We start from the raw sequence: 12069 nt of genomic DNA, 5'->3' as shown, positions 1-12069 counted from the left end.
CATGGGCGTCGTTCTATTAAGCCGTGACCTGATGCTCCTTTCTCGCACGCAAGGTGCCGCTAACAAGTGTGGCGCGACATTGACGAATTGCGGCGACGTAGCCCAAGCCGTGGCTGCGTTGGAGAACACCGATTGCCGCGGTGTCATTATCGATCTGCGTTTGCCCGGGCTAACAATCGGCGAGGCCGTTTCGCAACTCCGCACGGCGAAGCCAAGTGTGACCATCGCCGCCTGTGGGCCGCACGTGCATGAGGCATCGCTGCAAGCGGCTCGTGAAGCGCTTTGCGACATCGTTGCCACACGTGGCCAATTTGATCGTGATGCCGATGCGATTGTTGCTCAGCTGATTGCTGAAACTCCCGCTTAGCTGCCGCCGCTAATATCCTCGTGGTCATCCAATATCTCGGGGACGTTCGCTTTGATTTCTGCTGAAGCTGCTGATTCCTCACCCGTCTCCAGCACAATCTCATCCATTTCGGTGGAGTCGATGTGCAAACGGAGCAACAGATAAATTCCCACGCTGGCCGAAAACAAAAAAGCGAGCGGATAGGCTGCCGCGACGCTGGCGAGCATTTCTTTCCAGAAGGAGATCGACCGCGCTGCCATCGCCGCACTTCCAGCAAGTGTGGGCGAAACATCGCCGGGAATCGGTGGCTCGGCCAGTTGCACGATCCGCTCGTTACCCGAGCCCCAACTCACGGCCCAATCGGTCAGGTGACTCCCCGCCACGGCGAAGCCCGACACGACCAGTTGGCCAAAGATTCCCAGAATCGAAGCGACAATCACATAAAACACGAGCCGCAGCGGGCGCTGATAAATGTACGCAGCCGTGCGGCTGGCGGCGTCAAAGGCATCGCTCCGCTCGACGGCAATCGTGGCCCACATCAACGGCCAGCCAAACCACAGGGCCACGAGCACGATCGCCAGCAGAATTCCCCAGACGAGGGCGAACACCCACAGCAATCCTCCCACCATCGCCAGCACGTCGGCACGGATAAAGATTCCCGCAATCGCCAAGGGCATCGTCATCAGCAGCGCGAAGAGCAGGGCGATCAACGGCCCACCCGCCGTCGCGGGCCATTTCGTTATCGCAGCTCGTCCCGATTGCAGCGGCCCAACGATTTCATCGCGGGTGCAATAGCGAGCCGATGTTCGCGCGATCATTCCACCAAATAGTGCCCACACGGCAATCGCCCAAAGGCCACATAGCAACTTGAAGAAACTCGAGACCGGTGTTGTCGTTTGTTCAAAGACGCGAATAATCGGCGAACTCAACCAAGACCAGCCTTTAATCAGTGGCCCTTCGGTGTGCTGCACATGCTCATTCCAAGCTCCGACAAGTTCACTGGCCGGCGTGTAAATAATTATCCTGTCACCAGGAGGTTGAGTCTGAAACAGTGAGCTCGCAATCAACCTTCTTTCAGCAGCCTTGGCCTCCCGGATATCCATAATGTCCGACGGAGTTTGCAACGCGAGCCGCTTAAGTTGCGGCTGCGAATTGCCGGCCATGGATTCAATCGCCGACCAACCCCACTGCGTCAGCATCAATCCCAACCACGCATAGAGCAGCACCCGGATCAGCAGGCTCACCCGCAACGCCTTGGCGAGAATCAGCCACGGGCAGAGCTCGTTCCAGCGAATTTCGTAGATCGATCCCGAGGGGTTCATCATGGCGAGGGTCTGCGCGGAATGGGCAAAATGTCAGGTCGCATTATAGCGCCTCAGGCCGTTAGCCGGTAGCGTCCCGCTGCCGTTCATTACGTATCATTGCCATTCAAATACGGCTCGTCTTCCGACGTTTCATCATCTTCGGGATCGGGAATATCCGGAAGTGCATAGCCCTCATCGAGCCAGCGACCCAAATCGATCGTACGGCAGCGCGCACTGCAAAACGGCAGCGTCGTGGAATTGTTTTGATCGAAAGTTTTTTTACAAACAGGACAACGCATTCAATATTCGCCGCTCGCGGCTTAGCGCTCCAAAAACTACGAATCCTTCTTAGAATTCTTGGGCTTTGCATCTTTCTTGGTCTGGGACTTCGTTTCCGTGCCTTTGGAGTCGGATTTGTCAGACTTCTCCGACGATTCGCTCTTCGGCTTATCCTTCTCGGCGCCGGACTTATAAGATTCGCTGCGATAGTCCGTTTGATAGAAGCCGGAACCCTTGAACACAACCGCCGCCCCGGTCCCAAACAATCGCCGCAGTTTCAGCTTCTTGCACTCCGGGCATTTACGCAGCACGGGTTCGGTGATCGATTGAAACTCCTCGAACTCGTGGCCGCAGGCGTCGCAAACGTAGTCGTAGGTGGGCATAGTTTTCGAATCCGTGAATGAGCTTGAGATCAACCGGCCGCCGGGCCGGTGGAGATAATCACTTGCGCGGGGCGAACGACGCGGTCGTGCAGTTTGTAACCCGCTTGGGCCACAAGCAACACGTGATTGGCGGGGACTTCATCACTCGGCTGCTGCATGATGGCCGCATGAAACTGCGGATCAAACGGTTTGCCGAGTGCTTCGATCTGCACGCAATTGTGCTGCGTGAGCGCGGTGATCAATTGCTGACGAACAAGCTTGAAACCTTCCAGCAAGGACCCGCCGTCCTGAGATTTGTTTGCGGCCTCGATCGCACGATCGATGTTATCCACCACCGGCAGCAGATCGCGAATCAACGAAATCGTCGAATAACGGGATTGCTCGGCAATCTCACGCGCCGTGCGAGTCCGCAAGTTTTCCATTTCCGCTTGCAGCCGCAGCGAGCGATCTTTCTCAGCCGCCAGTTCCGAGGCCATGTCCTTGGAACCATCCGCAACCGCATCAAGACCCGCCACGTCGGCCATCGCCGCATCGAGTGCGTCTTCGGTGTTCCCTTCGAGGGGTTCGTCGTTTTCTGCTGTTGGATTTACCGCCATGATTATTCCTCAACTTCACTCTTCATCTTCAGGACTGAAGTATTCTTTCACTTTGTCGAAAAAACTCTTGCGCGCGGGGGCGACGTTTTTGTGCTCTAGCTCGGCGAGTTGCCTAAGTAGTTTGTCTTCTTCGGCCGTCAGTTTTTTGGGAACTTCGATATTCACCTGCACGAGCAGATCGCCAAGACCCACCACGCGCGGGTCGGGCATGCCTTTGCCATCCAACCGAAACACATCGCCCGTCTGCGTTCCGGCGGGGATGTCGACTTCCGTCGGGCCGTCAAGAGTGGGGACTGCCAGCTTCGTTCCCAACGCGGCCTGGGGATACGTGATGGGTATGCGGCAAATCAGGTGCCGTCCTTCACGCTCGAAGAGCGGATGGGGCAGGATCGATACAAAGCAGTAGCAATCGCCTGGAGGTCCGCCGTTGGGGCTCGGCTCGCCTTGACCCGAGATCCGCACCTGCATGCCTTCGTCGACGCCGGCAGGGATTTGCACGTCGGCATGAACCTTTTTCAGCTTCTGTCCCGAGCCGCGACAGGCTTTGCACGGCGACGACACCGACGTGCCTTCACCATGGCAAGCGGGGCAGGTTGTTTGCACGCGGATGATACCCGCCTGCTGTACGACCTGGCCATGGCCGCCGCAGTAGGAGCAGGTCTCCCGTTTGCTTCCTTTGGTCGCGCCGCTTCCTTCGCACGTTTCGCAAGGCTCATGGCGTTGAAACTCAACGGTCTTACGCGCCCCTTCCGCCGCTTCCTGCAACGTGAGCGATACCGTGCAACGCACATCACGCCCCTTGCGAAGCCGGCTGCGTCCCCGTCGTCCACCAAACAGATCGCCAAAGATATCGCCGAACGCCGAGAAGATATCCTCAACGTCGCTGAAATGCCCGCTGCCGTTCCCATTCACGCCGGCGTGGCCAAAGCGGTCGTAGCGCGATCGCTTGTCAGGATCATGCAACACTTCGAACGCTTCAGACGCTTCCTTGAATCGTCCGATCGCTTCTTCATCGCCCGGATTCTTATCAGGGTGATACTTAATGGCCAGCTTGCGATACGACGTAGCGATATCACCCTGCGTAGCAGTGCGCTCGATTTCCAGCACTTCGTAATAACAACGCTTGGTAGCCATGATTTCCGTATTGCAATCCGTTCTTACAAACCGGGGTGCCACTGCTGGCTTGCCCAGCAGTGCTTTGCAGCACGAGTGAGCAAACTATTCGTGACGTCAACACCTTAACTATATGCAACCGGGCCACTGGTCGTGGTGACCAAGCGGCCCGGCTCACTCGTATTCAAACTCACGGTGCGTTAGCGGACGCTGCCAACCACGCCGCGCTTGTCGCTGTCTTTGGAATCAAAGTTCGTGACCAACGCTTCGGTGGTGAGCATCAAACCGCTGATGCTGGCCGCGTTCGAAAGGGCCGTCTTCACGACCTTGGTCGGGTCGATAATGCCCGCCTTGACCATGTCGACGTACTCACCCTTGTTGGCATCGTAACCGGTGTTCTGGGGCTTGCGGCTCACCTCGTCGGCGATCACGCTGCCATCCAGTCCACAGTTGTCCGCGATTTGCTTGAGCGGAGCATCGAGCACGCCCAGGACGATATCGACACCAATCTTTTCGTCGCCCTTGCAACCCGACTTCGCGGCTGCCACGGCTTCTTTGGCACGCAGCAAAGCCACACCGCCGCCGGGAAGAATGCCTTCTTCCACAGCAGCGCGAGTTGCATGCAAGGCGTCTTCGACGCGAGCCTTCTTTTGCTTCATGTCGGCTTCGCTGGAAGCACCAACCGAAACAATCGCCACGCCGCCGGTGAGCTTCGCCAAGCGTTCTTGCAGCTTCTCGCGATCGTAGTCGCTGGTGGAAGCTTCAATCGCTTTACGAATCTGATCGATCCGCTTCGAGACGTCGGCCTTCGCACCGGCACCTTGCACAATTGTGGTGGCTTCCTTCGAGACGGTGATCTTCTTCGCGCGGCCCAATTCGGCCAGCGTGATGTTCTCGAGTTTCTTGCCGAGGTCTTCGCTGATCACGGTTCCGCCGGTCAATGTGGCAATATCACCAAGCATCGCCTTGCGACGGTCGCCAAAGCCAGGGGCCTTCACCGCACAGATGTTGAGAATGCCACGCAGCTTGTTCACCACCAAGGCCGCCAGGGCTTCCCCTTCGAGGTCTTCAGCAATGATCAACAGCGGCATTCCCTTTTGGCTCACTTGCTCGAGAATCGGCAGCAAGTCGCGCAAATTGCTGATCTTCTTTTCGTGAATCAGGATGCAGGCGTTCTCCAGCACGCATTCCATATCGGCCGGTTGGTTGATGAAGTACGGCGACAGGAAGCCCTTGTCGAACTGCATGCCTTCGACAAATTCGAGGGTCGTTTCCATCGACTTGCCTTCTTCGACCGTAATCACACCATCTTTACCAACCTTTTCCATCGCATCGGCGAGCAGATCGCCAATCACGCGGTCGTTGTTCGCACTGATCGAACCGACTTGAGCGATTTGCTCTTTGCTCGTGACGCTCTTGGAGATTGAATCCAAGTATTCCACGGCAGCTTCCACGGCTTTGCGAATGCCGCGCTGCACGGCCATGGGATTACTGCCCGCTACGATATTGCGGGTCCCTTCCTTCAAGATTGCACGAGCCAGGACGGTGGCCGTCGTCGTGCCGTCGCCGGCAAGCGTCGAAGTCTTGTCGGCCACTTCGTGAACGAGCTTGGCACCCATGTTTTCAAACGGGTCTTCGAGCTCAATTTCCTTGCTGACGGTCACGCCGTCCTTGGTGACGGTCGGTCCGCCAAACGATTTGTTGATAATGACGTTGCGACCCGTAGGACCCATCGTCACCGCGACCGCATCGGCCAGCTTATCCACGCCTTTGAGCAATTTGCTGCGGGCGTGATCTTCGAACATCAATTGTTTTGCCACGATTGGAATTCCTTATTTATTTTTGGGAAGCTGTCAGCCGTTAGCATTCCGCTTTTCGCCAGAACTGTTTGGCTAAAAGCTGATGGCTGATCGCTATTAGCTATACAACTTTGGCCAAAATGTCGCTCTCGCGGAGGATCTTGTATTCCTCGCCGTCGACTTCGACTTCCGATCCGCCGTACTTGCCGTAGATGACTTCGTCGCCCACCGCGACCGACAATTCACCTCGCTTGCCACTGTCGAGCAGCTTGCCACCGCCGACGGCGATCACCTTGCCACGTTGGGGTTTTTCTTGAGCCGCATCGGGCAGCACAATGCCCCCCGCGGTGACTTCTTCAGCTTCCGAAGGCTTCACAACAACTCGGTCGTCCAGCGGACGAAGATTGATTTTGGCCATGGTTTATATTCCTTATTGTTTATGACTTGATTTGATTGTTATTGATTTTTAAGTGAGCTGTTAGCCGTTAGCTCTTAGCTAATAGCCAGAAAATTCTGAGCTAATGGCTAACAGCTAATTGCTAAGAGCTTCTCTTACATCATCCCGGGCATACCGCCCATGCCACCCATTCCCATGCCGCCCATGCCTCCCATTCCACCCATGCCATGGTCGTGATGACCACCGGCGGCTTCTTCCTCTTCCTTGGGAGCATTCACGATCAATGAATCAGTCGTGAGCAGCAACGAGGCCACGCTCGCGGCGTTTTGCAGCGAGGTGCGAACCACCTTGGCGGGATCAATGATGCCGGCTGCGACCATGTCGCAGTAATCATCTTTGTCGGCGTTGTAACCGTCGTTCTTACCCTTCGATTGACGCACGCGATTCACCACGACCGCGCCATCAACACCGGCGTTCTCGGCGATGTAACGCAGCGGATAGTCGAGCACCTTGCGGATGATCTCGACGCCCAAGGCTTCGTCGCCTTCGAGGCCTAGCTTGGAAAGAGCTTTTTCGCTCCGTAGCAAAGCCACACCACCGCCGGGGACGATCCCCTCGGCCAAGGCGGCTTGAGTCGCGGCACGAGCATCTTCCAACAGAGCTTTGCGCTCTTTCATTTCGGTTTCGGTCGCGGCACCGCAATTGATTTGAGCCACACCGCCGGCCAACTTCGCCAAACGCTCTTGCAGCTTTTCGCGGTCGTAATCGCTGTCGGTCGTTTCGATTTCGCGACGAATCTGCTCAGCACGGCCTTGAATATCTTCCTTCTTGCCGCCGCCTCCCACCATCGTGGTGTTATCGCCCTTGATGATCACCTTGCGGCACTTGCCCAAATCGGACAACTGGATGGCATCGAGCTTGATACCCAGGTCCTTGAAGATGGCGGTCGCGCCGGTCAAGGTTGCCAGATCGCCCAGCATCGCTTTGCGACGATCACCATAACCGGGGGCTTTCACGGCACAGACGTTCACAATGCCGCGCATTTTGTTGACGACCAAAGTCGCGAGGGCTTCGCCATCGACATCTTCGGCAATGATCAACAGTGGCTTCGACGCCTTGGAAACGGCTTCCAGAATGGGAACCAAGCTCTTGGCGTTGGAAATTTTCTCTTCGTAAACCAGCACCAAGCAGTTTTCAAATTCGACTGAAAGGTCGTCTTCATTGTTCACGAAGTGCGGCGAGAGATAACCGCGATCGAATTGCATGCCTTCGACAACTTCGACGGTTGTTTCGTTGCTCTTGCCTTCTTCGATGGTGATCACGCCATCTTTGCCCACTTTGGCAAAGGCTTCGGCCAACACGTTGCCGATCGAAGGATCGTTATTGCCGGCAATCGTGGCCACTTGTTGGAGGCTTTTCTTGTTGGAAACATCGACGGGCTCGGCAATCTTGCCAATCGCGGCCGAGATGGCTTCCACGGCCTTGGCGATGCCACGGCTCAAGGCCATCGCATCGGCGCCCGCGGCAAGCATCTTCAAACCTTCGCGGAAAATGCCTTCGGCCAACACAGTTGCCGTGGTCGTGCCGTCGCCGGCTACGTCGTTGGTCTTGCTGGCGGCTTCTTTCACCAACTGAGCGCCGAGATTCTCGAACGGATCGTCGAGCTCAATGTCTTCGGCGACGGTGACGCCGTCTTTGGTCACCTTGGGAGAACCCCAACCTTTGTCGAGCACCGCATTGCGGCCGCGGGGACCCAGGGTACTGCGAACGGCACGGGCGAGTTTTTCGACGCCTGCCGCCAAGGGCTTGCGTGCTTCATCCTCGAATAGCATTAACTTGGCCACGTTTTACTCCTCAGAAATACGTTGACTGGCTCTACCGAGCCGGAAATTTGATGTCAGGCCACCTGTCGGCAGCCGCGATTAAAGTGTGATTTGGTCGTGCGGGTGTTAAAACTCTCGCCAATTTGGCAGGCGTACCGCTACGTGCGTCCCTCAAAACGCAAGCACCGTGCCAGCTCCGCCAATCCCGCGACGAGTCTCGATAACTCCCGAGTTTTCCCAAGGTTTTGACGAATCCGGAAGATACTGATCACTTCCGCGTCGCCTCTGGAAACGTGTCATTTTGACAGTTTCTTGGCTCGAGCGTAAGGAGGTGTTTTCAGGCTCTGGCACGGAGCTTGCTCTAATTAGTCAATACACCTCGGACGATAGGAACGCGCTAATCACCCAACCCCCGCAAGTTTGATTTTGGGTTCTCCCAATGACCATCATCTCGATGGTCGGCGTTTCCTTCGAGGCATAAGCTCTTCCCTATCCGCAGTGCTTAGCTAGTCGCTGGATCTCGTTAGCGAGACCCTTACCCAGGCGTTTTGCCTGAATTCCTGCTTGCGACATGGTTTTCCCTTTCCGGTTAGCACCTAGCTGTTCGTAGCAAGATAGCGCTCAAAACGCCTGTTTTGAGCAATCAAAAACACCGCCGCACTGGTTGGGCGTTCGCCGTCTGGGTCATTGTAAGTTTCACCATTTTGGTGAAACGATGGCCCCAATATGGTGATGCGCCCGTAAGTCTTTTTATAGCAATGGTTTGCGATTATATTTTCTTGATGGTCAAAAATCGATCATGGACGTCATTTGCTTTTAAGTGCTTACTTCAAAACACTTTGCGACATTTTTCTTGGCATCCACCCTTTTGCAAGATGACTCACCTTGATCCAGCGTGATCGGTGACAAGTCAGAAAAAATTCCTCGGATTGAGGGCGAACGAGGCTGCTCAATTCGGCAGAAAATCCTATCCCCGTTTGGATTTAGAAACGGCTAAGTGTTCGTTCAGTTGGCATGAAGGTGGTTTTGGCACGACCATTGCTTTTGCTGGCACTGTTCAAACTGTTAGCGGGCCGGCGCAGCAGGATTAGGCAAGGTATTAGAACAGGGATATGACTAATGAACGCTGAACACTTTTTGCATGATTACGACGACGAATCGTCTGTCAACTTCTCTTCACGCGCTCCCCGTCATCGCAGCGCGACCGAGCCAGATCGATCCCGCGCCAAACGGCGATCATTCAAAAAACGACCGGCTCCTAATCCCGTCCGGGGTATGGCTCACCGCCGCAACAAGCCGATGGCGTGGTAATTCGCTCGCACTGGCTTGTAGTGTACATAAGAACAGTTATAATTCAGGCGGCCCAGCAACTTGGAGATCCGCCATGACTGAGATTCTAGACCACACCGAGAATTCGCGCTCCTTCGAACAGATCGCACCCGTTTGTGAACTCACGCAAGAAGAGCTGCGCGAGCGATATGAGCAACAACAAAGCCGTTTGGCCTGTCCCAGCTGCGGAGAAGAACCGTTTTTGGGTTAGTCGGCGCTGGGTTGGTCGAAATTTGGTTCGTCGATAGAGTCGCTGAGTTCCAAAACGGCGAAGGTAGGGCGATGGTCCGAGGCTGTTGTTTCGCCGAGTACCTGCGTTTCCAGAACTTGCCAACGGTTCGCAGGACGAAACAGCACGTAGTCGATCTGCTTGTAGGGGCAGAGCGCCGGATAAGTCGGTGCGTAACGGCAGCCCGCCCGCGTCCAGTGTTGCCCAAGGATTCGCAACGTGCGACTTTGCGGTAAGGCATTCAGATCGCCAATCAGCAGGGCAGGGGTGTTACCGGAATTCTCGATCAGGGCATTCACTTCTTTGGCCGAAGCGAGCCGTTCGCAACTATTGCGGCGGTAATCAAAATGCGTAGCGAATAATAGCAGTGCCTGCTCATTCTGCAGTTGAATTTCGACTTCCAACACGCCTCGTTGCTCGCCTTGGTAAAGACTTTTTAGCGGGTGATTCTCGTGCCGCAATATCGGAAACCGCGACAGCAGCACGTTTCCGTAGCGTCCCCCTTGATACGGAATGTTATCGCCAAATAGGACGTTCATTTCCGTCAGTCGCGCAAGTTCCTGCGGTTGATCAAGCCCCAGGGTACGCTCCGTCCCAGAATCCACTTCTTGCAGCGCCACGAGATCGGGTTTCACCGAGCGTATCACGCGGGCGATCCGTTCCAGGTCGACAATATAATCGCGACCCTCACCGTGGTGGATGTTGTAGCTCAATACCCGGAGCGTTTGAGTTTCTTCGGCTTTCAGAATGCTGCTGCCCGACAAGCTGATTAAAGCTGCAAGACTAAGCAGAATTTGCGAACGCATGAGTGGCCTGAATGGTGAGTAGGGATGTCGTTATCTTGCTCACACCATACCCAGCTTTCAAGTTATTACTTGGCGAAAAACTAAGATTTAACACCTGCCCCTATCAGATCATTCAACTTCCCCAGCGTGCTGGTAGCCGTTAGAATGCGGCCACGATTTCAACCAATTGAGAGCTTGGCGGCCTGGGGAGATTGATGGACGATTTTGCCGCGATGATCCAGTCCGCAGCCGATGCGATGTTCATGCCCTGGACTGTCGGCATTCTACTGTTCACCGGCCTCTTCTTCACGTTTCGGCTTGGATTTGTCCAACTTGTTCGTTTGCCCGAAGCCGCCCGCACGATGCTCCGGTCGCAGCAATCGAGCACCACCGGTGCACTCTCGCCCATTCAGGCGTTCATGATGGCGCTGGCTGCAACGATTGGCACGGGGAATATCGCCGGGGTCGCCACGGCCATTGTATCCGGCGGACCGGGCGCATTGTTTTGGATTTGGTGTTATGGCTTCTTTGCGATGGCAGTCAAATTCGCCGAAGCTGTTCTGGGTTTGGAATTCCGCATCTCCAACGGCGAACAAACATTGGCCGGCCCCATGTACTACTTGCGCGATGGCATCAAGTCGCCCGCCCTCGCATGGATATTCGCGCTGATCGCCGGGCTCGCCTGTTTGTTCACCACACCGCTCACTCAGCCGAACTCCGTAGCGGTCGCCGTGGGGAGCCAACTCGATCGCTCAGTCGTCAAATTCAATGACTGGATCGTGTGGGGTGCGAATATCAATCCCAATCGTTTTGCCATCGGTTGTGTGTTGGCGGTACTGACGTGGTTGGTGATCGTGGGAGGTGTGAAATCGATTGGCCGCGTGGCCGAGTGGCTCACTCCGCTCAAGGTGGGGCTCTACTTGCTGGGCGGACTCATCGTAATCGGCATGCATATCACCGCTCTCCCGGAAGTCTTGTCGCTCGTGTTTCGTGAAGCGTTTTCCTTTCGCGCGGGCATTGGCGTGGCGGGGGGCGTGAGCATCTGGACCGCACTGCGTTACGGTCTCGCACGCGGGGCCTACGCCAACGAAGCGGGCTACGGCACCGCGGCGGTCGTCTATGGCGTGGCCAAAAGTTCTCGGCCAGAACAGCAAGGTCTCAACGCGGTGATGGAAGTTTTCATCATTACGTTTGTCACCTCGACGATCAGCGCTCTGTCGATTTTGCTCACGGGTGTATGGAACAAAGGCGAAACCAGCGCGGCTGTTGTGGCCGATGCCTTCAACATGGCGATGCCGACCGTGGGTGGCTGGATGCTGGCGATCTCAGTGCTCTTATTCGGCTACACGACACTCATCGGCTGGGCCTTCTACGGCGAGCAATTCTTGGAATATCTCTTCGGCCCGCGGATCATTATGCCCTACCGCTGGCTGTACTGCGTGCTGATACCCTTCGGTGCGGTGGCCAAAGTCGATACCGTGTGGGCCTGGGGCGATATTCTCAACGCCCTACAGATTTTCCCCAACCTCGTGGGCTTGTTCTTGCTAAGTGGATTAGCGGCGGCCGCGGCGAGTAAGCTGGGAAAAGAAAAAAACTGAGCCCGGCGGGATTCGAACCCACGACCCACGGATTAAAAGTCCGTTGCTCTACCGACTGAGCTACGGGCTCGTTTTTTATAGCCGAGAG

13 protein-coding genes and 1 tRNA gene are annotated in these 12069 nt (G+C 55.8%); 4 read left to right on the top strand and 10 right to left on the bottom strand.

Translation table 11 applies throughout. The annotated features are described in order from the left end of the window. The first annotated feature begins 1 nt into the window (after position 1). Positions 2-367: a response regulator gene (locus SH678x_RS14305; RefSeq protein ID WP_496919134.1), complete on the top strand. Its 366-nt coding sequence runs from the start codon at positions 2-4 to the stop codon at positions 365-367. On the opposite strand, the gene SH678x_RS14300 is transcribed toward SH678x_RS14305, so the two are convergent. From SH678x_RS14300 to groL (SH678x_RS14265), 8 genes are all read right to left on the bottom strand, one after another. Beyond that, positions 364-1671: a hypothetical protein gene (locus SH678x_RS14300; protein ID WP_496919133.1), complete on the bottom strand. Its 1308-nt coding sequence runs from the start codon at positions 1669-1671 to the stop codon at positions 364-366. The genes SH678x_RS14305 and SH678x_RS14300 overlap by 4 nt on opposite strands. Positions 1672-1757: 86 nt before the next feature. Continuing rightward, complete coding sequence (locus tag SH678x_RS14295) at positions 1758-1949, bottom strand: DNA gyrase inhibitor YacG (protein WP_496919132.1); 192 nt, start codon at positions 1947-1949, stop codon at positions 1758-1760. Between the two features lie 36 nt (positions 1950-1985). Further along, on the bottom strand, positions 1986-2312 hold the full coding sequence (locus tag SH678x_RS14290; protein ID WP_496919131.1) for an FmdB family zinc ribbon protein: 327 nt from the start codon (positions 2310-2312) through the stop codon (positions 1986-1988). A 29-nt stretch (positions 2313-2341) separates the two neighbouring features. Then, complete coding sequence (gene grpE / locus SH678x_RS14285) at positions 2342-2908, bottom strand: nucleotide exchange factor GrpE (RefSeq protein ID WP_496919130.1); 567 nt, start codon at positions 2906-2908, stop codon at positions 2342-2344. Between the two features lie 15 nt (positions 2909-2923). After that, complete coding sequence (gene dnaJ / locus SH678x_RS14280) at positions 2924-4042, bottom strand: molecular chaperone DnaJ (protein ID WP_496919129.1); 1119 nt, start codon at positions 4040-4042, stop codon at positions 2924-2926. Positions 4043-4221: 179 nt separating this feature from the next. After that, entirely contained in the window at positions 4222-5841 is a 1620-nt protein-coding gene (gene groL / locus SH678x_RS14275) for a chaperonin GroEL (RefSeq protein ID WP_496919128.1), read from the bottom strand. A 100-nt stretch (positions 5842-5941) separates the two neighbouring features. Then, positions 5942-6238 carry a co-chaperone GroES gene (groES, locus tag SH678x_RS14270; protein ID WP_496919127.1) on the bottom strand — a complete coding sequence of 99 codons (297 nt, stop codon included), beginning with the start codon at positions 6236-6238 and terminating at the stop codon, positions 5942-5944. Positions 6239-6372: 134 nt separating this feature from the next. Next, positions 6373-8049 carry a chaperonin GroEL gene (groL, locus tag SH678x_RS14265; RefSeq protein WP_496923071.1) on the bottom strand — a complete coding sequence of 559 codons (1677 nt, stop codon included), beginning with the start codon at positions 8047-8049 and terminating at the stop codon, positions 6373-6375. A 1110-nt stretch (positions 8050-9159) separates the two neighbouring features. Here groL (SH678x_RS14265) and SH678x_RS14260 point away from each other — a divergent pair. Both SH678x_RS14260 and SH678x_RS14255 read left to right on the top strand, forming a co-directional pair. Further along, complete coding sequence (locus tag SH678x_RS14260) at positions 9160-9351, top strand: hypothetical protein (RefSeq protein WP_496919126.1); 192 nt, start codon at positions 9160-9162, stop codon at positions 9349-9351. A 73-nt stretch (positions 9352-9424) separates the two neighbouring features. Next, on the top strand, positions 9425-9580 hold the full coding sequence (locus SH678x_RS14255; protein WP_496919125.1) for a hypothetical protein: 156 nt from the start codon (positions 9425-9427) through the stop codon (positions 9578-9580). On the opposite strand, the gene SH678x_RS14250 is transcribed toward SH678x_RS14255, so the two are convergent. Next, complete coding sequence (locus SH678x_RS14250) at positions 9577-10404, bottom strand: endonuclease/exonuclease/phosphatase family protein (RefSeq protein WP_496919124.1); 828 nt, start codon at positions 10402-10404, stop codon at positions 9577-9579. The genes SH678x_RS14255 and SH678x_RS14250 overlap by 4 nt on opposite strands. Positions 10405-10598: 194 nt before the next feature. Here SH678x_RS14250 and SH678x_RS14245 point away from each other — a divergent pair, with 194 nt between their 5' ends. Next, positions 10599-11981, top strand: a complete 1383-nt coding sequence (locus SH678x_RS14245; RefSeq protein WP_496919123.1) for an alanine/glycine:cation symporter family protein — start codon at positions 10599-10601, stop codon at positions 11979-11981. Here SH678x_RS14245 and SH678x_RS14240 read toward each other — a convergent pair. Next, a tRNA-Lys gene (locus tag SH678x_RS14240) sits at positions 11979-12051 on the bottom strand. The genes SH678x_RS14245 and SH678x_RS14240 overlap by 3 nt on opposite strands. Positions 12052-12069 lie beyond the last annotated feature (18 nt).

It is taken from the genome of Bythopirellula superficialaquae, assembly GCF_059632245.1.
This window is presented reverse-complemented; position numbering and strand designations above follow the sequence as displayed.